Raw genomic sequence first — 25,668 nt, 5'->3', positions numbered from 1 at the left:
GGTGAAGCGGCCTCTGGCGCATCGGCCACAACCCGACTTAAGCTTGGCGCTGGAGGGACCCCGATGACCGCACAGCCCGTCGAAGCCGCCCATGACGCCCCGCTGGCGTCGCCCGCCGCCGGCGCGGCCGGCGTGACCCGATCCGGCGCCGTCCGCATCGACGGGATCGACGCGCTGAGGGGACTGGTGATCGTCCTGATGGTGCTGGATCACGTGCGGGACTTCTTCCACGCCACGGCCTTCACGGCCGATCCCATGGCGCTGGACTCCGGCAATCCGGCGCTCTTCCTGACGCGTTGGGTCACCCATCTGTGCGCCCCGACCTTCGTCTTCCTCGCGGGTCTGTCGGTCTGGCTGCAGAAGGCCAACGGCAAGAGTCCCGGGGATCTGTCGCGCTTTCTGCTGACGCGGGGCCTCTGGCTGCTGGTGCTGGAATTCACCCTGATCGGCGTCGGGTTCAATTTCGGCTGGTGGATATTCGCGCAGGTCATCTGGGCCATCGGCTTCGGCATGATCGTGCTCGCCGCGCTGCATCGGCTGCCGCGAAACCTGGTGCTGGCCCTTGGCGTGATCATCATCGCGGGCCATCCGGCGCTGAACCTGATCGCACCCTCCGCCTTCGGGCCGCTGGAGCCCCTGTGGAGGGCCCTGGCCGTGAGAGGGCCGTTCCCCACGGACGCGGGGCTGCTGCTGGTGGTCTATCCGGCGATCCAGTGGACGGGGATTCTTTTGCTGGGCTACGGCCTCGCCGGTTTCCTCACCGACTCCGGCGGGCTGAGGCGCGGCAGGGTCATGCTGTTCGCCGCCGGGTTCCTGACCCTGTTCGCGGTCGGACGCGGGTTCAACCTGCCCGGCTTCGACACCGTCCCCTGGACGATGCAGGAGAGTCCGCTGTGGAGCGTCTTCAGCATCATCAGCGCCAACAAATATCCTCCGTCCCCCGCCTATGTGCTGCTGACCCTCGGCCTGGCCTTTGTCCTGCTGCTCGTTCTCGACCGCCTGCGCGGCCCGGTGACGGGCGTATTCCTGACCTTTGGCCGGACTCCGCTGTTCACCTATCTGCTGCACATCTGGGTCGCCCACGCCCTGGCGGTCGCGGTCGGCATGGCATTGGGGGTTCCGCCGTCAGCCTTCATCGACACCATCACCGATCCGTCCCGTCTGATCGAACTGGGCTGGGGCTTCAGCCTGCCATGGGTCTATGTGGCGTGGGCGGCGGTTCTCATCCTCCTCTACCCGCTGTCGCGCTGGTTCGAGGGCGTCAAACGACGGCGCCGCGACTGGTGGCTGGGGTATCTCTAGGTAAGCCGCCCGAGCCGCCAGGATTCCTTACGGGATTGTCCCTGAGCTTCTCGGCCAACCCCTCCACCGTCATCCTCGGGCTTGACCCGAGGATCAGATGTTGGACAGGGCTGTGCGTCCCGGGGCGGCCCGGCGAATGCAACCACCCTCATCCACCGAGCACCAGACGGTCTGTCCTCGGGTCAAGCCCGAGGATGACGGCGGTAAAATGCCGCCGGGCCGTCAGGGCAGTGGCGCGAAGCTATGTTCCTCGCGCAGGGCGCTGGCCTTGCGGACCGCGGCGGGGGCGGCCGAGAGCCAGTAGCCCGCGTCGTCCAGCCGCCGGCTGCGAAGCCGTTCGAGACCGCGCATGCGCCGGAGCGCCGCGTTCTCGAGCAGGCGTGCGTGCAGGGCGCGGAGCGGCACTCCGTCGCTGGTCTCGGGGGCGTGGGCTCCCACCTCCGGAGAGGTGGTGACGGGCGACATGGTCACGGTGGGACTTCTCGAACGACCGGTGGAAAACCGCAGGCGCGCGGATTGTTCCGACATGGGAGGAAAATGCGGGGACAATCAGGCGGTTGGGGCCGCATTCCGGTCGTGGAGTTTAATGGACACGGTAAATCCACCGCTGACGTGAGTCGCGCGCTATAAGACGGCCGTGCGCTTCGACGACCGCTTCCTTGAAGAACTGAAGGCCCGCCTTCGCCCGTCCGACGTGATCGGCCGGACGGTGAAGCTCAAGCGGCAGGGGCGGGAGTATGTCGGCCTGTCGCCCTTCACCAAGGAGAAGTCGCCGTCGTTCTTCGTCAACGACGACAAGGGCTTCTTCCACGATTTCTCATCCGGCAAGCACGGCGACGTCATCAGCTTCCTGCAGGAGACCGAGCGGCTGTCGTTCGTCGAGGCGGTTCAGCGACTGGCCGGGGAAGCGGGCATGGCCCTGCCGGCCGAGGACCCGCAGGCGGCCGAGCGCGAGGCCCGAAAGCAGGGTCTCACCGACTGGATGGACCTGGCCCAGAAATGGTTCGCCGCCAACCTGCGCCGTTCGCCGGGCAAGGCGGCGCGTGAGTATCTGGAGAAGCGCGGCCTGCCCGAGGACCAGTGGGAGCGGTTCGGCCTGGGCTATGCGCCCAACGACCGCGAAGGCCTGAAGAACGCCCTGGTGCAGAGGGGGGCGCGGCCGGGCGATCTGGTCGAGGCCGGGATGCTGATCGCGCCGGAGGGCGGCGGCACGCCCTATGACCGCTTCCGGGACCGGCTGATGTTCCCGATCCTCGACGCCCGGGGACGGATCGTCTCGTTCGGCGGCCGGGCGATGAATCCGGACGACCGCGCCAAATATCTGAACGGGCCGGAGAGCCCGCTCTTCCACAAGGGCGCGACCCTGTACGGCCTGCCCGAAGCGCGCCGCATCCTCGGGGCCGAGAGCCGGGACAGCCAGGCCATCGTGGTGGTCGAGGGCTATATGGATGTCATCGCCTGTCAGCGGGCCGGCATCCCGGCCGTGGCGCCGATGGGCACGGCCCTGACCGAGGAACAGATGGAGCGCCTGTGGCGGGTGTCGTCCGAGCCGGTGCTGTGCTTCGACGGGGATGCGGCGGGGCGGCGGGCGGCGTATCGCGCCATCGACCGCGCCCTGCCGCAGTTGAAGGCGGGACGGTCGTTCCGCTTCGCCCTGCTGGAGGCGGGACAGGATCCGGACGACATCCTGCGCGACAAGGGCGCGCCCGCGCTGCGTCAGGCGCTCTCCGCTACGCGAACCTTCGCCGAGGTGCTGTTCCAGAAGGAGGCCGAGGCCGAGCCGCTGGACACGCCGGAACGGCGGGCCGGGCTGAAGGGCCGGTTGCGGCAGGCGGCGTCGGCGGTGCAGGACAAGGATCTGGCGGAACAGTACCGGCGGGAGCTGTTCGACCGGTTTGACGCGATGTTCCCGGCCCGCCGCGCGGTTCAGACCGGCCCCGGAAGGGCAGGCCCCGGCGGTCGCCGGTTCGGCCCGCCACCCGTTCTCGGCCAGACGGCCGAGGGGGCGCAGGCGATGCAGTCGCTATCGCGGTCGATCGAGCCGGTCGCCGCCGCCCTGGCCCACGGCGCCGTCGACGACCCGGAGCGGATGGACGATCACCTCGAGGCGATCGCCGCCCACGGCTTTGGCGATCCGGCCCTCGACGGGCTTGCGCAGGAGATGGTCAGGCTACGGTTCTCGGGACAAGACCTTGACTCCGCCGCCCTCCGTCGCCATCTGGCGCAATCGGGTCATGGCGTCTTGATGCACGAGGTCGAGAAGGCGGCGGCAAAGTCCGGCGCGCCCTTCCTGGCCACAGACAAGCCCCTCGGCGAGGCGCGGATCCGATGGTCGCAGGCGTTCGACGCGCTCACCCGCGTGGCGGCGCTGGAAGACGCCCTGACCTCGGCGCGTGGCGTGCCGGGGCAGGATGAGGCGTTTCGCCGGCTGAAGGCCGAGCGTGACGTCCTGCGTCGCGCGATCAAAACCGGCGAGATATGGCAGGACTTGAGCTGAGCGAATATCTGGAGCCGGACGCCAGCGCGTCCGAACCGAATTCGCTCTCACAGCGCGGGCTCGTAACAAACGACCCCGCCACACGTTGTATTTGGCGGACGGCCTGATCAGCCCCTCCGCCCGGAGATTGACTGAATGAGTGCGCAGACCGAGACGCAGGAAGCCGAAGTCCAGAGCGACGGCCCGCTGCTCGACCTCACCGACGCCGGCGTCAAGAAGTTCATCAAACAGGCCAAGGCGCGCGGCTATGTGACGATGGAGGACCTGAACAAGGTCCTGCCGTCCGAAGAGGTGACTCCGGACGCCATCGAGGACACGCTGGCGATGCTGTCCGAGATGGGCGTCAACGTCGTCGAGGCCGAGGAAGACGCGGCCGAGACCCAGACCTCGGAGGGCGGCGAGGTCGCCGCGACCGCCGAGACCTCCGTCGCCGAGACTCCGGCCAAGGCCGCGTATGACCGGACGGACGATCCGGTGCGGATGTATCTGCGGGAGATGGGGAGCGTCGAGCTGCTGAGCCGCGAGGGCGAGATCGCCATCGCCAAGCGCATCGAGGCCGGCCGCGACGCGATGATCTCGGGCCTGTGCGAGAGCGCCCTGACGTTCGAGGCCATCATGGTCTGGCGCGACGAACTGGCCAACAACCGCATCCTGCTGCGCGAGGTCATCGATCTGGACGCCACCTATGGCGTGCTCAATCCCTCGTCCCTGCCGCACAATCAGCCGCCGCAGCCCGTGCCGGGCACGCCGGAGGCCAAGGTCGAGCCGGAAGAGGGCGCGGCGGACAAGGCCGAGGACGACGAGGAGGACGAGGACTTCGACGACGGCGGCGGGATGTCGATCTCGGCGCTGGAGGCGGAGCTGCGCGACGGCGTCATGGAGGTCCTCGACGCGATCGCCGGCGACTTCGGGGCCTTCCGCAAGCTGCAGGACAAGCTGGTCGAGGCCCGCCTGAAGGGCGAGGTCCTCAACGCCAAGGACCAGAAGGCCTATGACACGCTGACGGCGACCATCTCGGGCCGCCTGAAGACGATGAAGCTGAACAACAACCGCATCGAGGCGCTGGTCGAGCAGCTCTATGCCATCAACAAGCGGCTGATGGGGCTGGAAGGCCGGCTGCTGCGCCTCGCCGACAGCTACGGCATCTCGCGCCCTGAATTCCTCAAGGCCTATTTCGGCGCCGAGCTGGACCCGACCTGGGCCGACCGGATCAAGGAAATGGGCGTGCGCTGGACCAAGTTCAGCGACAACGAACAGGCCCAGATCGCCCAGATCCGCGGCGACGTCGCCGCCGTGGCCACCGAGGCCGGCCTGCCGATCGACGACTACCGCCGCATCGTCCAGACGGTGCAGAAGGGCGAGCGCGAGGCCCGTCAGGCCAAGAAGGAAATGGTCGAGGCCAACCTGCGCCTGGTCATCTCCATCGCCAAGAAATACACCAACCGCGGCCTGCAGTTCCTGGACCTGATCCAGGAGGGCAACATCGGTCTGATGAAGGCGGTCGACAAGTTCGAGTACCGCCGCGGCTACAAGTTCAGCACCTACGCCACCTGGTGGATCCGTCAGGCCATCACCCGCTCGATCGCCGACCAGGCGCGGACCATCCGCATCCCGGTGCACATGATCGAGACGATCAACAAGATCGTCCGCACCAGCCGCCAGATGCTGCACGAGATCGGCCGCGAGCCGACCCCGGAAGAGCTGGCCGAGAAGCTGGCCATGCCGCTGGAGAAGGTCCGCAAGGTCCTCAAGATCGCCAAGGAGCCGATCAGCCTCGAGACGCCGATCGGCGACGAGGAGGATTCGCACCTCGGTGACTTCATCGAGGACAAGAACGCCGTCCTGCCGATCGACGCCGCCATCCAGAGCAATCTTCGTGAGACCACGACGCGAGTGCTCGCGTCGCTGACCCCGCGCGAGGAGCGGGTGCTGCGCATGCGCTTCGGCATCGGCATGAACACCGACCACACGCTGGAAGAGGTCGGCCAGCAGTTCTCGGTCACCCGCGAACGCATCCGCCAGATCGAGGCCAAGGCGCTGAGGAAGCTCAAGCACCCCAGCCGCAGCCGCAAGCTGCGCAGCTTCCTGGACAGCTGAGACTGACGGGGGCCCGGTGGTGACGCCGGGCCCTTTTCGCATCCGGGGTGGCCCTGTTTGTCCCTGTTGGATTTGTCCCTGTCGCGGGGACAGAAGCGGGACGGGCGGGGACGGATGCGGGACAGAACTGTTGCTTCAACACAGGGACTTGCCTCCGTCATCCACCGGTCGGGCCCGAGGATGACGGAACAGGGGGCGATCCTTCCCCCTTACGTCCGATCCTGACGCAGCGACCCGGCAGACTGCGCGTCATGACCAAGCCGCCGCGCATCCGCCGGTTTCCCGGCCAGCAGACATGGACCCTGGCGCAGGAGGCCTATCTGGCCGGCGAGAGCGCCCGCTCGATCGCCGCGCGGCTCGACCTGACCGAGAACGGCATCCGCAAGCGCGCCGCCCGCAAGGGCTGGACCCGCACCCGGCACGCCGAGGCGCTGAAGCGCAGCGAACATCCCGGTCAGGCGCTGTCGGCCCTGATCGCCCGCATCGGCCGGATGCTGCACGAGGGCCGCGTCGAGGAGGCGGCGGCGCTGACGCCCAGCGCCGAGGCCCTGGCGCGCGCGGTCCGCGCGGCCCCGCCCGGCCCGCCGCTGCAGCCCTCGCCCGAGGTGATGAAGGCGTGGCGCGAGGCCGAGACCCGTCGGCTGGAGGCCTACTGGGGGCCGCGCGCCCGGGCCATGGCCGAGGCCCTGCTGAGAGAGACCGGCTACGACATCGGCGATCGCTGGGCCGCCTCGGCCCTGCGCTGGCGCGCCCGGGTGCTGGGGCCGGAGCAGGCGGCGCTGGATTTCGCGCGCGGGGTCAGCGGCGGATGGGCGGAGCGCTACTGGGACGTGGACGGGACGCTGTGGCCGGCGCGGCCGCCGGCGAGCCCGGACGGGCGGATGCAGCGGCAGCACGCCTGGCTGGCCGGGGCGCGGCGGGAGTGCGGGATGGACTGGACGGAGGAGGTTTGAGGGAGGGGTCGCCCTTCGGGCGCGACGGCCCTGGCCGGCGACCGGCCATGCGAAACATCAGCCCGTCGGGGACGCCCGGTCCCGGGTGAGGGGCGAGTGAATGCCCCGCCTCAGCTGGGTGGCGGCCAGGGCGAGGCCGACGCAGGCCGCGGCGATCCCGGCATAGGGCAGGCCGGGCGGGTTCAGGCTGATGAAGGTCGGCGCGATGAGCACCGCCGCCATCGCCGCGGCGACGAGCGCGCGCGACGGGCGGAACAGCCAGATCAGGGCCACGACGATGAGGCCGAGATCGCGCATCGCCCCGAGCATCGACCACTGTTCGAAATTCACCGGCACGAGGTGGTGCGTCTGATACAGCCACCCGGTCCCGGTGATGGCGGCCACGGACAGCATGCCGAAAGCGACCAGCCTGAGCATTTCCGGACCTCGTGGTGTGTGGGGCGTCAGGGTGAGGGGTCGGAAAGGCCCGGCGGGCGCCCCGAGCGCGCTGGCGGTGGGAGGTCAGGTGGGGGGCAGGGCGCGGCTGTGCAATGGGGGTGTGGGGCCGGGGCGGGGATGGGCGGACGGCTTTGCGCCAGGAGCAGACATTCAGGGGTTTGCGCAAACCGGACGTTCGGCCCGCAGCGAGGGGGAAGAAGAAGTTTCGGCTGGTGATCGCGTCGGCCACAGCGACCCTGGCGGCGTGGTTATGAAGCCCCAGCCTGATCCGACAACGCGGGTGCGCGCGTGAAGCGCCAGTAGTCGAAGTCGACCAGGGAAGGCTCCCAACCGCCCTTGAACAGGAGGTAGAGGTCACGGGTGCCGGTAGCGCCGGATACGGGCGCGCTTACCTCCTGCCATTGGTCGCCTGACGCCGCGCCGTCCAGCTGCAATGTGCCGATGACGGGGCCGTCGACGCGGTCGACTCGAAGCTCGATTCTCGATCCCGGCCGCGCGTTGGCGACGCTCGCGACGAAGCTGCTGGCGCCCGCCTGGCCGAAGTCGACGCCGGCGACCTTGATGTAGGCGCGGTCGCCGGTGCGGGTCACATAGACGCCGGCTTGCGCATCGCCGGTCGTCGTTACCCCGGGCGCCCAATCGTAGGGTCGGTCGCGGTCCCGCCTGGTCCGCGACGTCCAGGCGATCGTCTCCGCCTCGACTCGCGTGAACGGATCGATGGGATGCAGCTGTTCGGCGCCCTTGTCGTCCCACCACGGCTGATTGGGGATGGTGCCGTCGGGATTAAAACTGATCCGAGTGACGGTGATCGACCGCCGCTCATGATGGATCGGCGTGATCCCGAAATTGAGCCGATAATTGAAGCCGAACAGGTAGGTCGCGCCATTATAGTCGATGATGCCGGGGTGGTTGCCGGTCGATCCCTGATTGGGATCCATGATCTTGCCCTGGTGCACCCACGGACCAGTCGGACTGTCGCTCATCGCATAGCCGATGCCTTCCGGGCAGCAGGTCGAGGCATAGGCCATGTAGTAACGCCCGTTCCGCTTATAGAACCAGGGACCCTCCTGGTAATCGGCCGGCCTGGAATCGACCTTCACGATTGGCCCCGAATAGGAACCCATGTCCGGGTTGAGCTTCACGTACCAAAGATGCGGATTGCCCCAGTACAGATAGGCTTGGCCATCGTCATCAACCCACACTGTGGGATCAAAGAAACCGTCCTGCGGTCCAAGTAACGGCCCGCCCAGGGCATCCCTGAACGGCCCCTCCGGCCTGTCGGCCACGGCGACGGCGATGACGTTCCTGGGCGAGCCGGCAATGGTGACCGGCGCATAAAGGTAGAACTTGCCGCCGCGTTCCACCACCTGCGGCGCCCACGCGTCGTTGGCCTGATTGGCCCAGGGGAAGGTGTTTAGCGAAGCCGGCGACCCGCGATCGGTCCAATTGACCATGTCGGTCGAGCTGTAGAGCCGCCAATCGAGCATCTTGAAGCCTTCGGCATCATCCTCGTCGTGACCGGCATAAAGATAGACCACGCCCTCGTGCACCAGCGGCGACGGGTCCGCGGTGAAGCGGGTCTGGATGATGGGATTGTCCGCGCCGGCCGCGGTGAAGCATGCGATCGCTAACGCGGACGCGATCCGGAAACCCAACGAAGCCCTGTGACGCATCTGCCGGTCCCCTCCCGTAAATCGGCTCACCCATATCGCGCGATCACCGCCGCTGCGGGGCCTGACAAGCCGCCTCATTCCCCTCCTGCTCCCGCCGGCAACATTTTCCCGCTGCGGTCGCCGGTCCCCGTTTGCACGACTATAGAACCCTCCAACCGACGGGAACGGCCAGTCCCATTCTGACGACGGCCGCCGTACGCATCAGCTCTGAGGCAGGATGCTGACACCTCTGGTGGTCTGTTGGACCGGCTGGATCGTGCCGTCGGGATTGAAGTGCATCTTTTCGACCGCCACGGCGCGGCGACCGATGGCGCCGGTCTGGTCGCCGACGCTCAAGGTCCCGACGTGGTAGAAGAGGTACCAGTCGCCCTTGAATTCGACGATGCCGGCGTGGATCGTGAAGCTGTTGGGGGCTGAGCCCATGAGCTCGCCGCGCCAGGTCCAGGGCCCTTCGATGCTCGGCGCGGTGGCATAGGAGATGCGCTCGTCCGGGCTGATCGCCTTGTCCATCGAGGCATAGGCGAGGTAGTAGATATCGCCGCGCTTGAAGACCCATGGGCCCTCCTCGAAGTCGGGCAGGTCGATCGTGCGGATCGGCCCGTCGAATTCGATCATGTTGGGCTTCAGCCTGGCGATCCTGGGCACCGCGTTGCCCCAGATCAGCCAGCTGGTGCCGTCCTCCTCGGTCCACACGGTTGGATCGATGTCGTCCCAGTTATGGGGTCCCTCGGTGTCTTCGCTGCGCACGAGCGCGCTGCCCCTGGCGTCGCGGAACGGCCCGAGCGGATGGTCGGCCACTGCGACCCCGATGGCCTTGCCGATTGACATTGCCGGGTCGTGCTCGACCGAAGTGTAGAACCAGAACTTGCCGTCCTTCTCGTGGACCTGGCTGGCCCAGGCGTCCTTTTGCACCCAGGCGAAGTCGGTCGCCTTCATGATCGGCCCGTGCGCGGTCCAGTGCTGCATGTCCCGGGTCGAGTAGGCGAGCCATTGATTGATGTTGAAAAACTGATCGCCGCGCGCCTCGTCATGTCCGACGTACAGGTAGAGCGTGTCGCCCACGACCAGCGGCGCGGGATCGGCGGTGTAGAGGTCGCGGAACAGCGGATTGCCCCGGTTGACGATGACCGACTCGGGACCGGCTGATCGAACGATCGACTGCGTGCTGCAGGAAGCGAGCACCACCAGGGAGGCGACCGCAAGAGACAGGCCTCGTTTCATCCTCTTCCCTCCGATCGCCATCAGGCGTCCGGGATATTACTCTGACAATTTGAGCGCCGTAAAGCTGTTGTGGCGGCCCGTCGTGAGTGACCGCTCCCCCAGCCATCGCGGACGTTCAAGCGACCCCTCCTCGGTGGTGTCCCTGGGCTAGCCCGCCGCAACCCTAGAGCGGACGTTTTAAACCGCCGCTGCGAGTCAGAAGCCGGCGCCGGTCGGTGCGCTGGTCGTCGTCGGATCGCATGCGATCCTCCTCCACCCCTCCACCGCTTTGTGGTCCCCCTCCCCATCGCTGCGCGACGGGGAGGAGAGAGGCGGTGCGGCGGTGCTTGCGTCAGCCCCCCTCCACCACGCTGCGCGCGGTCCCGTCGTCCGGTCGCCTCCGGCGACCGTCCTCCACCCCCGGAGGCGGAGGATCAGCGGCGGCTATTTGCCTTCGAACACCGGTTCGAAGCCGCCCCACATCATGCGCTGGCCGTCGAAGGGCATGTCCATGTCGGCGAAGGCCGGGTCGGACTGCATCTGCTCCCAGCATTTGTCGGCGGTGGCGCGGTCGGGCCAGCGCAGCCAGGAGAAGACCACGACCTCGTCGTCCTCCTTCTTCACGGCCATGGGGAAGCTGGTGACCTTGCCGTCGGGGACGTCCTCGCCCCAGGTCTCGACCTGTTCCAGGGCGCCATACTTCTGGAACAGCGGCCAGGATTTGCGGGCGGACTCGATGTAGCGGTCCTTGTTTCCGGTTTTCACGGGGGTGAGGAAGCCGGTGATGTAGCTCATGGGTAGAGGCTCCTTGGAGAAAGGGGTGGGGCAAAGGGCGACAGGGCGCGGTGGGGGCGGCGGCCCTGGCCCTCGCCCTCGCCCCCGCCGCCGTCAGGCCTCCACGATCGGCTGGAAGCCGCCGAAGATCATGCGCTGGCCGTCGAAGGGCATGTTGGACATGTCCTGCATGCGGGGGTCTTCCATGACCTTCTTCATGCCGGCGTCGCGGGTGGCCTTGTCGGGCCATTCGATCCACGAGAAGACGGTGTTCTCGCCCTCGACCGCGTTCACGGCGCGCTTGAAGTCGGTGACCTTGCCGTCGGGGACGTCGTCGCCCCAGGCCTCGACCACGCGGGTCGCGCCATGCTCCCTGAAGATCGGCGCGGCCATCTCGGCCACGGCCTTGTAGGCGTCCTTCTTGTCGTTCGGCACCGGGATCAGATATCCGTCGATGTAGCTCATGGGAGTCTCCTTGGGGGCTATCGCTCGCGACGCGGTCGCTCGCTGCTTGAGCCCGGGTTTGTCACCTATGCGCGCGACGCGGTCGCTCGCTGCTTGAGCCTGGTTGGCCGCCCAGGCCCGGACGCGGTCCCTCTCGACTGGCGGACATCCTAGCAGCCCGGGCCCGGAATGCGATTCCCCGCTTCCGCAAAGAGGCCGCCGGACCGCCGTTCGCCGAATCGACAGGGCGGGCCGGACGTGATTGGCTGCGCGCATCGGATCCAGCGAACGGGACGCTCGCCATGGTCAGCCTTGCCCATCTGAAACGCCGCCTGGGGCAGTACGCCGCCGTCTGGGTGTCGGCCTTCCTGCTGTCGGGGGCGGCGATCCTGGCCGGGCTGTGGTTCACCGACCTGATGGCGGCGGCGGACCTGGTGCTGCCGGTCGGGCTGGCGCTGACGGCGCTGGCGCTGGGGGCGGGGGTGGTGGCCAGCCTGGTCTCGCGCGAGACGGTGGGGACCAAGCTGGTGGTGGTGCTGCTGGCGGGGCTGCTGGTGCTGCCGCTGCTGTGGGCGCCGGTGTCGGCGGCGGTGGCGATCGCCTTCTTCGCCGACCGCTCGATCGAGTATTCCCAGGCCTACGCCGCCTTCCAGATCGGGGTGTCGCAGGTGCTGTTCCCGCTCAGCCAGGCGCTGGGCGACGGTGATCTGTTCGGCTGGATGTGGAGCGCCTTCCAGTGGGTGTCGACGGTGGTCGGCTTCCTGTCGGCGCTGGCGAAGGTGTGGCCGATGCTGAAGCGGCTGCTGGGACCGGAGCCGGTGGAGGAGACCTGACGGCGGCGGCTACTCCGGCCGCCAGACCCGGACCCAGTCCACCTCCAGCCGCTGCGGGAAGGCGGCGTCGTCGACGCCCTCGGCCCCGCCCCAGTCGCCGCCGACGGCGACGTTGAGGATCAGCTGGAAGGGGCGGTCGAAGGGCCAGGCGGCGCGGTCGGTGCGCTCGTTGGGGAAGCTGTAGTACGGCCGTCCGTCGAGGACGAAGTCGATGGCGTCGGGGGTCCAGCGGACCTGGTAGACGTGGAAGGCGTCGCAGGCGTCGGGGACGGCGACCTCGGCCCCGCGCTGGGTCTTGGCGACGTGGTTGTAGCGGCCGGTGTGGACGGTGCCGTGGACCACGCCGGGGCGGTGGCCGACGTGCTCCATGATGTCGATCTCGCCGTCGCCGGGCCAGTCCTCGAGGTCGACCGGCAGCATCCAGATGGCCGGCCAGGTCCCGCGGCCGCAGGGCAGTTTCGCGCGCGCCTCGATGACGCCGTACGTCCAGCTCTGGCGGCTGAGCATGCGGGCGGAGGTATAGGCCTGGCCGCCCCAGTCGGTGGCGGTCTCGAGGCGCTCGCGTCGGGCCTCGACGATCAGGCGGCCGTCCTCGACGCGGGCGTTCTCCCGGCGGTCGGCGGCGTAGTACTGAAGCTCGTTGTTGTACCAGCCGGTGCGGTTGGCGTGGGTGTCCCAGGTCCACAGGGCCGGATCGGGCAGGCCGTCGCGGTCGAACTCGTCGGCCCAGACGAGGCGGTGGCCGGGCGGACCGTCGGGCGGCGGCGTCTGGGCGCAGGCCGGGGCGGCGAGCAGAAGGGGGCCGAGCAGGGCGGTCAGGAGGCTGCGCATCCGGCGACGATAGCGGAGCCCGGAGCCGGCGGGGATCACGGATGGTGACGGGCCGGGATCAGTCCGGCCGGACGACGCCATCCGGATCGTGTGGGGCATGGCGGTCGGGATCGTCCCGGTCGAGGCCGCCGCGGCCGGCGTTGGCCTCGGCCGCGGTGGGCCGACGCGGGTCGCCCTCGTCGCGACCGTAGGAGCCGGTGCGGGCGGTGGACGGCGCGTCCATGACGGGATCGGGGTTCTCGAACCGGCCGATCAGCTGGCCCTTGGCGATGGTCGCGCTCTTCAGGACATTGACGAACTCGACCAGGGGGATGTCCTCGGGGAGATCCAGCCGCCGGTCGAGGCCGAAGAGCTGGAAATAATACCGGTGCGGGCCGTGGCCCCTGGGCGGCGCCATGCCCATCCAGCCGGGCCGGCCCTGGCTGTTGAGGCCCTGCACCAGGTCGTAGCCCGCGGGGTGGGCGGTCTTGTCGAGGCCGGCGGGCAGCCGGGTCCAGGCGCCCGGGATGTTCCAGACCAGCCAGTGGAGCGTCGGCTGGTCGCGCGGCGCGTCGGGATCCTCGACCACCAGCGCCCAGGACGCCGCTTCGAGCAGACCGCTCCACGACAGGGCCGGCGAGGTTTCGTCGCCGCTCCGGGCGTGGTCGGCCGAGAGCCAGCCGTCGGCGTCGATGGCGGGCGAGGTCATGACGATCTCGAGCGCCTGGTAGGGCTGGACCTTCAGGGAGGTGATGGCGGCGCCGGAATGTTCGGGTTGCTGATGCTGGGCCATGGAGGAACTCCTTTGCGGAGAGAACCGCGCAGGGCCGGGAAGGTTCGGCGCCGGAGGTGCACTTGCGGCGCGCCGGAGGCGGAGTCATCGTCGGCGCATGAGCACGCAGGCGCCGGCGGGCGAACGCTTCCAGAGCTTCTCGGCCTTCTACCCGCACTACATCCATGAGCATTCCAACCGGACCTGCCGGCGCATCCATGTGGTCGGCTCGGCCCTGGTGCTGGTCGTGCTGGCCACGGCGATCGCGACGCGGAACCCGTGGTGGCTGCTGGCCATGCCGCTGGTCGGCTACGGCTTCGCCTGGGTCGGACATTTCTTCTTCGAGAAGAACCGGCCGGCGACGTTCAAATATCCGCTGTGGAGCCTGATGGGCGACTGGCGGATGTTCTTCGAGACCGTCACCGGCAAGCGGGCTTTCTAGCCGGTCAGCCGACCGGCCGGCGCGCCCACGCGGTCTGATAGGCGCTGCGAACCCTCGGCGGCATGGCCCACGTCAACTGGGCGCGGATAGACGCCCGGCAATAGGCGCGGTCGCCGCGCCGGTGATACGGGGTCACAACGGCGCTGTGATCGCGGCAATAGTCGGCGGTCGCCTGGTCGACGCGGGCGACGAGCGTCCTGCGGTCGGCGGGATCGCGCAGGTTCAGGTCGCCGTAGCTGAAGCGGGCCTGGGGCGCCGGTTCCTCCGCATGGGCGGAAAGGGCCGAGCAGGCGGCGAGCAGCAGCCCGCAAACGATGGCGAGGGGTCGCATCGGGGATCTCCGGTATTGGGGTCTGGAAAGTCTTGCCGTCAGGCAAGGGGGTGGCGTGGCCGCGAGGGGCGCGGCGACGGGATCAGGTTCGGGTTACAGGTTCAGGTCGGGGCTTCGGTCTGACTGGCCTGGGCGTCGAGGTTGTCGGCCTGTCGCCGCAGCTCTGCGGCCTGACCGCGCATCTCGCTGATCAGCCCGGACGGGGTGCGGCGCCCGGGGGGTCGCTCGGCCCGGCTGGCGGCGGTGTCCATTCCGGTTGCCGTCTGGCGCATCCGCCGGGCGGCGGCCCGCATGTCGGCCGCGCCCTGGCCGTGCTGTCGGGCCGTGTCCGGCGGCGGAGGCGCTGCATCCGGCGCGCGGAGGTTGAAGTTGGCGTTGACCTGGAGAGCCGCGGCGTTCCCGGCCGCCGTCGAGACGTTCAGCGCCAAGCTCGCCTGATTGGCCGCAATGTTCGCGGCCGGCCCGACGGTACGGAGTTCTTCGGCCAGGGTGCGTGATTCCGCGCGCAGCTGTGCGGCTTCGCGGTCAAGTTCGTCGGCCTCCGCCAGCAAATTCGCGCGATCGGCCGGATCGGGCAAGCCGGCCGCGAGGGCGCGCATGCCGCGCGCATGGTCTTCCATCTGGACGGCTCCCGCCTCCATCTCGACGGGCCCTTGGCCGGAATGCTCAAGGACCGGCGAGCCTTGGCCCGCGGCAGGGGCAAGGCCAAGGGGCCGGGGCGCGGCAGCGGCCAGCGGTGCGGCGCTGACGACAGGCGCCGGCGTGGCAGGGCCGACCGCGGGACGGGCCTTGGGCGCGACGAGTTCCAGGACCGGGGCCACGGCGGCCGCGCCCGGTTCGAACGCGGCCAGCGGGGTGGCGAGACCGACGCAGCCGGCGATCGCCAGGGCGGTCGGCCAGGGACGGCCCCGGCCGGTCGACCCGGTCATGATGGCGGTGACCCGCCGGGCCAGCTCACCCTTCGGCGCGGCCATGCCGAGGGCGGCGTGCGGGCGGCGCCGGGCGGCCATGGCCACCAGGGCGGTGGCGTAGTCGGCGCGGTCGATGCGCCGGACGGCCCAGGCGTCGGCGGCCTGTTCCGACTGGTGCGCCAGTTCGCGGTGCAGCAGCCAGACCAGAGGATTGAACCACAGGAGGGCGACGAGCAGCCGCGCCAGCATCAGGAACAGCCAGTCGCCGTGGCGCACGTGTCCCATCTCGTGGGTGAGAATGGCGTCGGCCCGGCCCGCCTGGCCGAGGGCGTCGGCGTTCAGCAGGATCACGGCGGGACGCACGCCCCAGCTGAGAGGCGAACTGACGCGGGAAGAGGCGCGCAGGACCGGACGGGCTCCGTCGGGCGCGGCCCGGTCGAGGGCGGACAGCCAGCGCGGATCACGGACCGGCTCGGCCCGGCGGGTCCAGCGGTGCAGCGCAGCCACGCCCGCGCCGAGGCGAAACAGCAGGAGGGCGGCTCCCAGGGCCCAGACGGCGACTGCGACCGGCCCCGCATCGATCCGCCAAGCCGGCGCGGCCGGCCGGGGCGCGGGAGCCGGCGGGACGGCAGCCGCGACAGGGGACGCGACGGGGGGCGAGACGGGCGACGCCGCGACGGCGTCGGGCCGGGACGGGGCCAGCACCCCGGCGATGGCGGGGATCGTCCCTCCAGCCGGCGCTGCGAGGCCAGGAACATCGAGCCGCAGGGCGGGCATCAGCAGCGCAAACACCGGCAGGGTGACGATCATGACGACGCCGAGCCGCAGCACGACGACGCGTTCGGCGGCCGGACGGGCCCGGAGCAGGGCCGCGCCAAACAGGGCCGCGCCGGCGAGAAGGCCGGACTTCCAGGCGAACTCCAGCAGCATGGCGGCGGTCATCAGCCCCGCTCCCGCGCGTCGTTGATGATCTTCTGCAGGGCGTCGAGCTCGTCGTCCTTCAGGTCCGGGGCCATGCCCAGAAGGGCCGTCGCGGCGTTGGCGGCCGACCCGTCGAAGAAGGTGCGCACCAGCCGCTGCATGGCCGTTTCGGCCACGGAGGCGGCGACCGGCGCGGGCGAATAGACGTAGGCCTGATTGACCGTGCGATGGACCACCAGCCCCTTGGCCGCCAGCCGTCCGAGAAGGGTTCGTACGGCGGAATCGCTGGGGGGATCGCTGAGACCCGCGCGGACGGCGCTCGCCGTGCCTTCCTCGAGTCCACACAGGACCTCGAAGACTTCGCGTTCGCGTCGGGGCAAGGACTCGATCATCGCAACTCTCCTGCTACAAACGTAGCATGCTACAGGTGTAGCAGGGAGTCACATGAAATCGGCGTAAGGATCCGCCGGCGCGGTCGGGCCTAGTTGGACCCGGCGCTGACGCTGGCCGAGGCCATCAGGGTCTGGCTCGGCTGGCTGTCCCACGAGGGCGGGCAGCCGTCGAAGCGGCCCGCGTCGACGAGGGTCAGGCGGCGCTGGTTGAAGCGCATGGCCGGCTGCATCGAGCCGCGGCCGTGGCCGGTGTAGAGGTCGATCTTCTGCCCCTTGATCGCGCCGCCGGTGTCCGAGGCGTACCAGTAGCCGTCGTGCGGCGTGCCGTCGGGCATCCGCATGCCGACCGTCTCGGGGATGAACAGACGGGTGCGGCGGGGGATGTAGCGCGGGTCCGTGGCGATGGTGCGCATGGGGATCGGCCGGCAGCCCAGGCTGTCGTTGCCCGTCGCTCCGCCGCCGCCCGCATGGTAGAGATTGACGCGGGCGGTCCAGCGGGGATCCGCGTCCATCAGCGCCTGCTGCTCGGCGGTCAGAGCCGTCATGCCGCTGTCGGAACCTTCGTCCACGGGTTCCGTTGATTCCACGACCGGGTCGGCTGCGACCGCGGCTTCGTAGGATACGGGATCACCCGGGACCGCCGCATTGGCGGAGAAGGCCATCGCCCAGAAAAGGGCGAACGCAGCGGCACTGCCGAGCATGATTCGACTCGCGTAAGCTCCGGCCCCTTACGCGTCCGGCCCGCCGCTTGTCGTCAAAAATTGTGGCGAAAACCAGACTTCACGCTCCACGTGTGACCATCTGTCCGGTCATACGGTGGATAAGCAGGCCTTGTGATGGTTACGTCGAATCTCGTTTGGCCAACGCGGGCAAATCTGTCAGCTGTATTCGCAGATCAGAAACACTTTGCTGGGGCGAGATGCTTACTGTTTATGGAGATATTCGTTCGGGAAACTGTTTGAAGGTCAAGTGGTTGCTCGACAAGCTCGGTCATGATTATCGGTGGGTCGAAACCGACGTCATGTCAGGCCGCACACGATCCACAGAATTCCTGGCGATGAATCCGGCCGGACAGGTCCCGGCCGTGGTGTTCGATGACGGCCGGGCGCTGGCGCAGTCGAACGCCATCATCGGCTATTTCGGCGAGGGCACGCCGTATGTTCCGGCCGATCCATGGGACCGGGCCCGTATGTACGAGTGGCTGTTCTGGGAGCAGTACAGTCACGAACCCTACATCGCCGTGGTCCGCTTCCAGCGCGCCCTCGCCGGCAAGCCGGCCGCCGAGATCGAGCCGAGGCTGATGGAGCGGGGGCGGGCGGCGCTCGACCGGATGGAGGCGGCCCTGACGGGCGGGGACTGGCTGGTGGGGGACGGCCCGACGCTGGCCGACCTGGCGCTGGTCGCCTACACCCGCGTGGCGCACGAAGGGGATTTCGATCTGACACCGTATCCGGCGATCCGGCGCTGGATCGGACGGGTGGAGGCCGCGTTCGGGATCGGCTAGAGCATCGGCGTCGTTCGCCGGAGCCCTGCCATGAAGCGCATCCTCATCGCCGCCTTCGCGGTCGCCGCCGTCGGGGGTGTGGCCCTGCAGGCGGCGGCCTGGGGCAACACCGGCCACCGGCTGATCGGCGTCGCGGCGGTGCGCGGCCTGCCCGCGGAGATGCCGGCCTTCCTGCGCACGCCGGGCGCCGCGTCCGAGGTCGGGGAACTGTCGCGCGAGCCGGACCGGACCAAGGGCGGGGGCCAGCCGCACGATCGGGAACGCGACACCGCCCACTTCATCGACCTGGACGACACGGCGCATGTGATGAATGCGGCCGGGCCGTCGATCGACGCCCTGCCGCGCCTGAAGTCCGAGTACGACGCGGCCCTGATCGCCGCCGGGCTGGACGTCGATGACGCCGGCTACCTGCCCTACGCCATCCAGGACGGCTATCAGCAGCTGGTGCGCGACTTCGCCACATGGCGGGTGCTGAACGCCGCCGAGGCGCGCGAGAGTGATCCGGGCAAGCGCGCCTGGTACCGCGAGGACCGGCTGCGGCGCGAGGCGCTGATCCTGCGCGACATGGGCTACCTCGGGCACTACGTCGGCGACGGCTCGCAGCCGCACCATACGACGATCCACTACAACGGCTGGAACCGCGACACGCCGAACCCCGAGGGCTTCACCACCTCGCGTCAGACGCACGGCGCCTTCGAGGGCGCGTTCACGGCCCGGGTCGCGCGGCTGGACGCGGTCGAGGCGGCGATGGCGGCCCCGAGGCTGGACGGGTTCGACCTGCGCGCGCGGGTTCCGGCCTATCTGAAGACGACGCTGGCGGAGGTGCTGCCGTTCTACCGGCTGGAGAAGGCCGGCGGGTTCGTGGAGAGCGATGCGCGCGGCGGGGCGTTCGTGACGGCGCGGCTGGCGGCGGGGGCGTCGGAGCTGCGCGACCTGTACATTCTGGCCTGGCGGGATTCCGCCGACGACTCGATCGGCTGGCCGGCGGTCAAGGTGGCCGAGGTCGAGGCCGGGACCGCCGACCCGTGGCTGGCCATGTACGGGGAGGATTGAGGTTGGGCCTTTGAGTGAACTGACCCCGCCCGTCGTCATCCTCGACAAGTCGCAGATGGCCGAAAACATCGGCGCGGTGGCGCGGGTGATGGCCAATTTCGGCCTGTCCGAACTGCGCCTCGTCAGCCCGCGCGACGGCTGGCCGCAGGAGCGGGCCTGGGCCACGGCCTCGGGCGCCGACTGGGTGCTGGACGGGGTGAAGGTGTTCGGCAGCGTGGCGGAGGCCATCGCCGATCTGAACACCGTGTTCTCGACCACGGCCCGGCCGCGCGAGACGCGGATGCCGGTGCGGACGCCGCGGGAGTCGGCGCGACTGCTGTATGACGACCGGGCCTCGGGCCTGGCGACCGGCCTGCTGTTCGGGGGCGAGCGGGCGGGGCTGGAGACCACCGACATCGCCCTGACCCAGGGCATCGTCACCATCCCGATCGACCCGCGCCATCAGTCGCTGAACCTGGCGCAGGCGGTGGCGATCAACGCCTATGAGTGGCGGACCCTGATCCTCGACGCGCCGCCGCCGAGGTTCCGGGAAGGCGATCCGCCGGCGCCGAACGCGCTGCTGGTCGGCATGTACGAGCACCTCGAGAAGGAGCTCGACGAGGGCGGCTTCTTCCATCCGCCCGAGAAGCGGCCGTCGATGAGCCAGAACCTGCGGGTGATGCTGGGCCGGGCCGGGTTCTCCGAGCAGGAGGTGGCGACCTTCCGGGGGGTGATCCACGCCCTGGCCAAGGGGCGGGGCCGGGTGCTGGCCAAGCTGGCCGCGAAAAAGGCCAGCGAGGGCTAGAGGCTGGCGCAGAACGCCGGCACGACCTCGGTCGCGGGTCCGTAGCGGCCTTCATCGAACAGGCGGCGGCCGAGGGAGGGCTCGAGGTTGAGTTCGACGGTCCGGGCGCCGGCCTCGTTGGCCTGTTGGACGAAGCCGGCGGCGGGGTAGACCGAGCCGGACGTGCCGATCGAAACGAACAGGTCGCAGCGGGCCAGCGCCGCCTCGATCCGGTCCATGTGCAGCGGCCACTCGCCGAACCAGACGATGTGCGGGCGCAGGCGGCCTTGCGGATGGACGGGCGAGGGCTGGTCCGGGGCGAGGTCGCCGGGCCAGTCGAGGACGCGGCCGGTGGCGGTGCACTGCGCCTTCAGCAGTTCGCCGTGCATATGGATCAGCGCGAAACCGGGCGCGGGCGGGGTCGCGGCGTGGGCGCGGTCGTGCAGGTCGTCGACGTTCTGGGTGACCAGCAGAAGGTCGCCGTCCCAGCGGGCGGCGAGGCCGGCGAGGGCGTGGTGGGCGGCGTTGGGCCGGACCTCTGACAGCTGGCGGCGGCGGCGGTTGTAGAAGTCCTGCACCAGGGCCGGGTCGCGGGCGAAGGCCTGCGGCGTCGCGACGTCCTGCACGCGATGACCCATCCACAGGCCGTCGGCGGCGCGGAAGGTCGGCACGCCGGACTCGGCCGAAACGCCGGAACCTGTGAGGATGACGAGGTTCGAACGCACCATGGGACGCGCCAATAGCACGTCCGAACCTCGAGCGACTCAGCAGCCGTTCGGCGTGAACACCTCCCACTCGGAGATGCCGCCGTAGGGGCCCCGGACGGTTCCGTCACACTCCACGATCATGTAACCGATCACCTGGGCGCCCGGGTGCGTCGGCTCGGTATTGTACCAACTATAGTCCCCGGCCGGCATATTGGCGGTGCGGGTCGCCCCCGGCCCGACCGCGCCGGCCGCGAGCGCGGCGCCGATGACGGCCGCCGAAATCAATCTGGAAAGTCGCATCATCTTCCTCCATTCCTGATGACGACCGGAACGTGGGCCGGACGTGAGGCGGCGGCAACTCAAGATTGCGTGTGGCCCTTGAATCTCGTCGTGGACCTGCAGCAGGGTCTGGACTGGAGCGGGCCCCCGCTGGATAGCATCCAGGGCCATTCCTTTCGGAGACCCGACCATGAAAACCCGCGCCGCCGTCGCCTTCGAGGCCAAACGTCCGCTGGAGATCGTCGAGGTCGATCTGGAGGGGCCGCGCGCCGGGGAGGTGCTGGTCGAGATCAGGGCGACGGGCATCTGCCACACCGACGCCTATACGCTGGACGGGCTGGACTCGGAGGGCATCTTCCCGTCGATCCTGGGCCACGAGGGCGCGGGGGTGGTGGTCGAGGTGGGCGCCGGTGTGACCTCTGTCGCGGTCGGCGACCATGTAATCCCGCTGTACACGCCGGAATGCCGGCAATGTAAAAGCTGCCTCAGCCGCAAGACCAACCTGTGCACCGCCATCCGCGCGACCCAGGGCAAGGGGCTGATGCCCGACGGCACGTCCCGGTTTTCGTACAAGGGGCAGGCGATCGCCCACTACATGGGCTGTTCGACCTTCTCGAACTACACGGTGCTGCCCGAGATCGCGGTGGCGAAGATCCGCAAGGACGCGCCGTTCGACAAGGCCTGCTACGTCGGCTGCGGCGTGACCACGGGCGTCGGCGCGGTGGTCAATACGGCCAAGGTCGAGCCGGGGGCCAACTGCGTGGTGTTCGGCCTGGGCGGCATCGGGCTGAACGTCATCCAGGGCCTGAAGATGGTCGGGGCCGACATGATCGTCGGCGTGGATATCAACCCGTCGAAGGAGGAATGGGGCCGGCGCTTCGGCATGACCCATTTCGTCAACCCGAAGTCGGTCGACGACGTGGTGGCGCATCTGGTCGAGCTGACCGGGGGCGGGGGGGACTACACCTTCGACTGCACCGGCAACACCACGGTGATGCGCCAGGCGCTGGAGGCCTGCCACCGCGGTTGGGGCGAGAGCGTGATCATCGGCGTGGCCGAGGCGGGCAAGGAGATCGCTACACGGCCGTTCCAGCTGGTCACCGGGCGGGTGTGGCGCGGCTCGGCCTTCGGCGGCGCGCGCGGGCGGACGGACACGCCGAAGGTGGTCGACTGGTACATGGACGGGAAGATCGAGATCGACCCGATGATCACGCATACGCTGCCGCTGGAGCGGATCAACGAGGCGTTCGACCTGATGCATGCGGGCGAGAGCATCCGGTCCGTGGTGGTGTTCTGATGAGGCTGGTCGTGGCCCTGCTGGCCTTGGCGTTGGCAGGCTGCACTCAGGGCCAACCGAAAGCCATCAATCCACCTGGCGAAACTATGGATGCGCGGGGCCGAAACGCTTTTGACTTCGACTTCCCAGAAACGGTTACGGTTGCGGCCAGACCTGGAGCGCTCGATTTCAAGGTCTATGACCTCAGCGTCGATGGGGTCGTTCTGGTGGGTGTCTATGTTGGGGACTACCCGGATTTTCCAACCCCGGCTGACACTGACGATCAAAGAGAGACGAAGAGGATCACGAGCCGTACCCTTGGCCAAACTGAGCATCTATGGAGCACGTCTTACGACTGGCCTTCGAGGTTACATGTCTGGACAGTCCCGGGCCTGACCGAGGGCCAGGCGAGTCGGGCTCGGGCGCTCGCTGACTCAGTTCGTCCGACGGCGCCCTAGTCGATAGGAGGAGCCAATCGATGGCCGACTGGTATTCGCGTCCCATGCTGTTGGTGGCGGATGTCGAAGCCGCCTCGGCCTTTTACGTCGAGAAGCTCGGTTTCTCGGAAGCCTGGCGTTTCGCCGAGGGAGACGAAAAGGCCTTCGTCGCCCAGGTGCAGCGGGGCGGCTGCGAGATCATCCTGACCAGCCAGTGGCCGGACAAGATCGGGATGGGGATGCTGTTCATCTCGCTGACGCCTGCGGACTGGAAGGCATTGCCGGAGATGCTGGGAGCCAGGGGCGTCGCCTGCACCGAGGGATGGTGGGGCTATCGCATGTGGGTGGTCGCGGATCCCGCCGGCAACCAACTGTTCTTCCCTGATCCGGATGACCCGGGCGGCGGCTGAAGGCGACTTGCCTTCTCGCGTCGGTTCCTTAAAGAAACGGACATCGGTTCAGGGGCAGGGGAGGCCGCCATGTTCACCCATATCACCGTCGGCGCGAACGACGTCGAGGCGTCGCGCCGGTTCTACGACGCCGCGCTGGGCGCGTTGGGAATTGAGTCCGCCAGCGGTCCCGACCCGAAGGGGCGCTACTGGTGGCGGACGGCGCACGGCGCCTTCGCCATCGGCAAGCCGATCGACGGCGAACCGGCCTGCCACGCCAACGGCGGCACGCTGGGCTTCGCGGCGAAGACGCCCGAGATGGTCCATGCCTTCCATGACGCGGGCGTGGCGGCGGGCGGCCGGTCGATCGAGGACCCGCCGGGCCTCCGGGAGGGCGCGTTCGGGAAGCTGTACCTCGCCTATCTGCGTGACCCGGACGGCAACAAGATCTGCGCCCTGCACCGGATGCCGTGACCCCCTTCACCGCCCATCCCGGCGAAAGCCGGGAACCAGTGCTTTGGAAGATCGGTCTGTCTAGACTGGCCGGAACGATGTCACGAAGCACCGGCGTCACGCTGGACAGAACTGGGTCCCGGCTTTCGCCGGGATGAGCGGAATATGGAAACCCTGAAGACCCACGCCGTCCACGGCGGAACCCTCCGCTATCTGCGGCACGACAGCAGGACCACCGGCACGCCGATGACCCTGTCGGTGTTCACTCCGCCGGGGGAGGGGCCGTTTCCGGTGCTGATCTGGCTGTCGGGCCTGACCTGCACCGAGGACAATTTCACCACCAAGGCCGGCGCCTACGCAGCGGCGGCCGAGCACGGGGTGATCGTGGCGGCGCCCGACACCTCGCCGCGCGGCGAGGGCGTGGCGGATGACGACGCCTGGGACCTCGGGCAGGGCGCGGGCTTCTATGTCGACGCGACGCAGGCGCCGTGGACGCCGCACTTCCGTATGGAGTCCTATGTCGTCGACGAGCTGATCGGACTGGTCGACGCCGAATTCCCGACCACGAAGGCGCGGGCGATTTCGGGCCATTCGATGGGCGGGCATGGGGCGCTGACGCTGGCGCTCAGGCATCCGCACCTGTTCCGGTCGGTATCGGCCTTCGCCCCGATCGCCTCGCCGACGCGCTGTCCGTGGGGCGAGAAGGCGTTCACGGCCTATCTGGGCGACGATCGGGCGGCGTGGGCGGAGCACGACGCGGCGCGGCTGATCGAGGCGGAGGTTGGAGGCGGCTGCTACGACGACATCCTGATCGACCAGGGCGACGCCGATCCTTTCCTGACCGAACAGCTGAAGCCGGAGTTGTTGCAGGCGGCGGCGGGCGCGGCGGGCCAGAAACTCTCCCTGCGGATGCAGCCCGGCTACGACCACTCCTACTTCTTCATGACCAGTTTCATCGCCGATCATGTCGCCTTTCATGCGGCGCGACTGAAGTCCTGACCGGTCCATGATAGGTTCGCCGTCCGAACCGGAGGGTGTCTCATGCGGCGGCTTGCATTCGCGTTGGGTCTGATGGCCATGGCTGCCGTCGTCGCGCCCGCGCAGGCCCAGCAGATGGTCGATCCGGACTTCAGGCCGGCCGTGGAGCGCCCGGCCTGGGCCGAGGGGCAGGGGCCGGTCGTGGTGATCGACGAGGCGCACGCCAATTTCCACCGGATGGAGGGGCGGTATTCGCCCTTCGCGGCCCTGCTTAGAGCGGACGGCTACCGGACGCGCGCCGGCGCGCTGGCGTTCGACGCCGGCGGGCTGGAGGGTGTGGACGTGCTGGTCATCGCCAATGCGGGCGCGACGGACGAGCGACCGACGCCGCCGGCCTTCACCGAGGCGGAAGGGGCGGCGCTGGAGGCGTGGGTCCGGGCGGGCGGCAAGCTGCTGCTGATCGCCGACCATGCGCCGTTCGGAGCGGCGGCGGAGGGACTGGCGGCGCGGTTCGGGGTGAAGATGGCCACGGGCTACGCCTTTGCGATGACCCCGGACGGCGAGCCGACGACCACCCTGACGTATCCGGCCGAAGCGTTGGGGGACCATCCGATCTTCGCCGGCCGCGACGCCGCTGAGCGGGTGGAGGGCGTGACCGCCTTCACCGGCCAGTCGCTGGAGGGCCCCGCCGGGGCGGCGGTGCTGCTGCCGATGGCGGCCGGCGCGCGCGAGTCGCGGGACTTGCCCACGCTGCAGGCGCTGGCCGACCGGCTGAAGACGGAGGCGGAGTCGCGAGACGCCGTGCTGGAGGCGTTGTCGAAGCCGGCGCTGCCGGCCCAGGGCCTGGCCTTCGAGTACGGTCTGGGCCGGGTGGTGGTGCTGGGCGAGGCCGGTATGCTGTCGGCCCAGCTGATCCGCTTCCCGCCCGGGAGCGGCCAGGCCGACCGGCGCTTCGGCATGAATGTCGCCCCCGGCAATGCGCGCTTCGGCCTGAACATTATGCACTGGCTGACCGGCCTGCTGCCCTGAAGCGTGCTAA

Annotated in this window: 28 protein-coding genes; 14 read left to right on the top strand and 14 right to left on the bottom strand. The window is 69.1% G+C overall.

Annotated features, from left to right (window positions below):
• Nucleotides 1–63 precede the first annotated feature (63 nt).
• A complete protein-coding gene (locus VEB62_RS01350) occupies nucleotides 64–1,302 on the top strand; it encodes an acetyltransferase domain-containing protein (RefSeq protein WP_324794693.1) in 1,239 nt (412 codons plus the stop codon).
• Nucleotides 1,303–1,524: 222 nt separating this feature from the next.
• Here VEB62_RS01350 and VEB62_RS01345 read toward each other — a convergent pair whose 3' ends face one another.
• Entirely contained in the window at nucleotides 1,525–1,767 is a 243-nt protein-coding gene (locus tag VEB62_RS01345; protein ID WP_324794763.1) for a hypothetical protein, read from the bottom strand.
• Nucleotides 1,768–1,939: 172 nt separating this feature from the next.
• Between VEB62_RS01345 and dnaG the strand changes: the two genes are divergently transcribed.
• The 3 genes from dnaG to VEB62_RS01330 all read left to right on the top strand — a co-directional run bounded on the left by dnaG (nucleotide 1,940) and on the right by VEB62_RS01330 (nucleotide 6,849).
• On the top strand, nucleotides 1,940–3,799 hold the full coding sequence (dnaG, locus tag VEB62_RS01340) for a DNA primase (RefSeq protein WP_324794692.1): 1,860 nt from the start codon (nucleotides 1,940–1,942) through the stop codon (nucleotides 3,797–3,799).
• A gap of 135 nt (nucleotides 3,800–3,934) precedes the next feature.
• Nucleotides 3,935–5,896 carry an RNA polymerase sigma factor RpoD gene (rpoD, locus tag VEB62_RS01335; RefSeq protein ID WP_324794690.1) on the top strand — a complete coding sequence of 654 codons (1,962 nt, stop codon included), beginning with the start codon at nucleotides 3,935–3,937 and terminating at the stop codon, nucleotides 5,894–5,896.
• Nucleotides 5,897–6,147: 251 nt separating this feature from the next.
• Nucleotides 6,148–6,849, top strand: a complete 702-nt coding sequence (locus VEB62_RS01330) for a hypothetical protein (protein WP_324794689.1) — start codon at nucleotides 6,148–6,150, stop codon at nucleotides 6,847–6,849.
• A 57-nt stretch (nucleotides 6,850–6,906) separates the two neighbouring features.
• On the opposite strand, the gene VEB62_RS01325 is transcribed toward VEB62_RS01330, so the two are convergent.
• The 5 genes from VEB62_RS01325 to VEB62_RS01305 form a co-directional block, all read right to left on the bottom strand.
• A complete protein-coding gene (locus VEB62_RS01325) occupies nucleotides 6,907–7,266 on the bottom strand; it encodes a hypothetical protein (protein ID WP_324794688.1) in 360 nt (119 codons plus the stop codon).
• Nucleotides 7,267–7,535: 269 nt separating this feature from the next.
• The gene (locus VEB62_RS01320) at nucleotides 7,536–8,960 is read right to left on the bottom strand and encodes a glycoside hydrolase family 43 protein (protein WP_324794686.1); all 1,425 of its coding nucleotides are present in this window, start codon (nucleotides 8,958–8,960) and stop codon (nucleotides 7,536–7,538) included.
• A gap of 201 nt (nucleotides 8,961–9,161) precedes the next feature.
• The gene (locus tag VEB62_RS01315) at nucleotides 9,162–10,202 is read right to left on the bottom strand and encodes a glycoside hydrolase family 43 protein (RefSeq protein WP_324794684.1); all 1,041 of its coding nucleotides are present in this window, start codon (nucleotides 10,200–10,202) and stop codon (nucleotides 9,162–9,164) included.
• A gap of 402 nt (nucleotides 10,203–10,604) precedes the next feature.
• A complete protein-coding gene (locus VEB62_RS01310) occupies nucleotides 10,605–10,955 on the bottom strand; it encodes a DUF1428 domain-containing protein (protein ID WP_324794683.1) in 351 nt (116 codons plus the stop codon).
• A 93-nt stretch (nucleotides 10,956–11,048) separates the two neighbouring features.
• Nucleotides 11,049–11,399 carry a DUF1428 domain-containing protein gene (locus VEB62_RS01305; RefSeq protein WP_324794681.1) on the bottom strand — a complete coding sequence of 117 codons (351 nt, stop codon included), beginning with the start codon at nucleotides 11,397–11,399 and terminating at the stop codon, nucleotides 11,049–11,051.
• Nucleotides 11,400–11,680: 281 nt separating this feature from the next.
• On the opposite strand from VEB62_RS01305, the gene VEB62_RS01300 reads away from it, so the two are divergent.
• Nucleotides 11,681–12,211, top strand: a complete 531-nt coding sequence (locus tag VEB62_RS01300; RefSeq protein ID WP_324794679.1) for a hypothetical protein — start codon at nucleotides 11,681–11,683, stop codon at nucleotides 12,209–12,211.
• A gap of 9 nt (nucleotides 12,212–12,220) precedes the next feature.
• On the opposite strand, the gene VEB62_RS01295 is transcribed toward VEB62_RS01300, so the two are convergent.
• On the bottom strand, nucleotides 12,221–13,042 hold the full coding sequence (locus VEB62_RS01295) for a glycoside hydrolase family 16 protein (RefSeq protein WP_324794677.1): 822 nt from the start codon (nucleotides 13,040–13,042) through the stop codon (nucleotides 12,221–12,223).
• A 58-nt stretch (nucleotides 13,043–13,100) separates the two neighbouring features.
• The gene (locus VEB62_RS01290) at nucleotides 13,101–13,814 is read right to left on the bottom strand and encodes a YbhB/YbcL family Raf kinase inhibitor-like protein (protein WP_324794675.1); all 714 of its coding nucleotides are present in this window, start codon (nucleotides 13,812–13,814) and stop codon (nucleotides 13,101–13,103) included.
• A 97-nt stretch (nucleotides 13,815–13,911) separates the two neighbouring features.
• Between VEB62_RS01290 and VEB62_RS01285 the strand changes: the two genes are divergently transcribed.
• Nucleotides 13,912–14,235 carry an Mpo1-like protein gene (locus tag VEB62_RS01285; RefSeq protein WP_324794673.1) on the top strand — a complete coding sequence of 108 codons (324 nt, stop codon included), beginning with the start codon at nucleotides 13,912–13,914 and terminating at the stop codon, nucleotides 14,233–14,235.
• A 4-nt stretch (nucleotides 14,236–14,239) separates the two neighbouring features.
• On the opposite strand, the gene VEB62_RS01280 is transcribed toward VEB62_RS01285, so the two are convergent.
• From VEB62_RS01280 to VEB62_RS01265, 4 genes are all read right to left on the bottom strand, one after another.
• Nucleotides 14,240–14,566: a UrcA family protein gene (locus tag VEB62_RS01280; RefSeq protein WP_324794672.1), complete on the bottom strand. Its 327-nt coding sequence runs from the start codon at nucleotides 14,564–14,566 to the stop codon at nucleotides 14,240–14,242.
• 101 nt (nucleotides 14,567–14,667) lie between these two features.
• The gene (locus VEB62_RS01275) at nucleotides 14,668–16,419 is read right to left on the bottom strand and encodes a M56 family metallopeptidase (RefSeq protein WP_324794669.1); all 1,752 of its coding nucleotides are present in this window, start codon (nucleotides 16,417–16,419) and stop codon (nucleotides 14,668–14,670) included.
• Nucleotides 16,419–16,790 (bottom strand): BlaI/MecI/CopY family transcriptional regulator, encoded by a 372-nt coding sequence (locus VEB62_RS01270; protein WP_324794667.1) that lies wholly within the window; start codon nucleotides 16,788–16,790, stop codon nucleotides 16,419–16,421. Before VEB62_RS01270 ends, VEB62_RS01275 begins: the two co-directional genes overlap by 1 nt.
• A gap of 89 nt (nucleotides 16,791–16,879) precedes the next feature.
• The gene (locus tag VEB62_RS01265; protein ID WP_324794666.1) at nucleotides 16,880–17,491 is read right to left on the bottom strand and encodes a 3D domain-containing protein; all 612 of its coding nucleotides are present in this window, start codon (nucleotides 17,489–17,491) and stop codon (nucleotides 16,880–16,882) included.
• Between the two features lie 218 nt (nucleotides 17,492–17,709).
• Between VEB62_RS01265 and VEB62_RS01260 the strand changes: the two genes are divergently transcribed.
• The 3 genes from VEB62_RS01260 to VEB62_RS01250 are packed head-to-tail and all read left to right on the top strand — an operon-like array spanning nucleotide 17,710 to nucleotide 20,131.
• The gene (locus VEB62_RS01260; protein ID WP_324794665.1) at nucleotides 17,710–18,294 is read left to right on the top strand and encodes a glutathione S-transferase family protein; all 585 of its coding nucleotides are present in this window, start codon (nucleotides 17,710–17,712) and stop codon (nucleotides 18,292–18,294) included.
• Nucleotides 18,295–18,324: 30 nt separating this feature from the next.
• On the top strand, nucleotides 18,325–19,347 hold the full coding sequence (locus VEB62_RS01255; protein WP_324794664.1) for a phospholipase C/P1 nuclease family protein: 1,023 nt from the start codon (nucleotides 18,325–18,327) through the stop codon (nucleotides 19,345–19,347).
• Between the two features lie 10 nt (nucleotides 19,348–19,357).
• A complete protein-coding gene (locus tag VEB62_RS01250; protein ID WP_324794663.1) occupies nucleotides 19,358–20,131 on the top strand; it encodes an RNA methyltransferase in 774 nt (257 codons plus the stop codon).
• Here VEB62_RS01250 and VEB62_RS01245 read toward each other — a convergent pair.
• Both VEB62_RS01245 and VEB62_RS01240 read right to left on the bottom strand, forming a co-directional pair.
• Nucleotides 20,128–20,838: an NAD-dependent deacylase gene (locus tag VEB62_RS01245; RefSeq protein WP_324794661.1), complete on the bottom strand. Its 711-nt coding sequence runs from the start codon at nucleotides 20,836–20,838 to the stop codon at nucleotides 20,128–20,130. The two genes, VEB62_RS01250 and VEB62_RS01245, sit on opposite strands and share 4 nt — an antisense overlap.
• A 36-nt stretch (nucleotides 20,839–20,874) precedes the next feature.
• The gene (locus tag VEB62_RS01240) at nucleotides 20,875–21,117 is read right to left on the bottom strand and encodes a hypothetical protein (protein ID WP_324794659.1); all 243 of its coding nucleotides are present in this window, start codon (nucleotides 21,115–21,117) and stop codon (nucleotides 20,875–20,877) included.
• A 169-nt stretch (nucleotides 21,118–21,286) separates the two neighbouring features.
• Here VEB62_RS01240 and VEB62_RS01235 point away from each other — a divergent pair, with 169 nt between their 5' ends.
• The 5 genes from VEB62_RS01235 (at nucleotide 21,287) to VEB62_RS01215 (ending at nucleotide 25,658) form a co-directional block, all read left to right on the top strand.
• Nucleotides 21,287–22,393, top strand: coding sequence for an S-(hydroxymethyl)glutathione dehydrogenase/class III alcohol dehydrogenase (locus VEB62_RS01235; RefSeq protein WP_324794657.1), 1,107 nt, complete (start codon nucleotides 21,287–21,289; stop codon nucleotides 22,391–22,393).
• Between the two features lie 457 nt (nucleotides 22,394–22,850).
• A complete protein-coding gene (locus VEB62_RS01230; RefSeq protein ID WP_324794655.1) occupies nucleotides 22,851–23,219 on the top strand; it encodes a VOC family protein in 369 nt (122 codons plus the stop codon).
• 69 nt (nucleotides 23,220–23,288) lie between these two features.
• Nucleotides 23,289–23,672: a VOC family protein gene (locus VEB62_RS01225; protein ID WP_324794653.1), complete on the top strand. Its 384-nt coding sequence runs from the start codon at nucleotides 23,289–23,291 to the stop codon at nucleotides 23,670–23,672.
• A 144-nt stretch (nucleotides 23,673–23,816) separates the two neighbouring features.
• Entirely contained in the window at nucleotides 23,817–24,650 is an 834-nt protein-coding gene (fghA, locus tag VEB62_RS01220; protein WP_324794652.1) for an S-formylglutathione hydrolase, read from the top strand.
• A 42-nt stretch (nucleotides 24,651–24,692) separates the two neighbouring features.
• Complete coding sequence (locus tag VEB62_RS01215) at nucleotides 24,693–25,658, top strand: DUF4350 domain-containing protein (RefSeq protein WP_324794651.1); 966 nt, start codon at nucleotides 24,693–24,695, stop codon at nucleotides 25,656–25,658.
• Nucleotides 25,659–25,668: the final 10 nt, after the last annotated feature.

The organism is Brevundimonas sp. (genome assembly GCF_035626975.1).
Taxonomy (GTDB): Bacteria; Pseudomonadota; Alphaproteobacteria; order Caulobacterales; family Caulobacteraceae; genus Brevundimonas.
The sequence above is the reverse complement of the archived record's forward strand: the minus strand, read 5'-3'. Positions and strand labels throughout refer to the sequence as shown.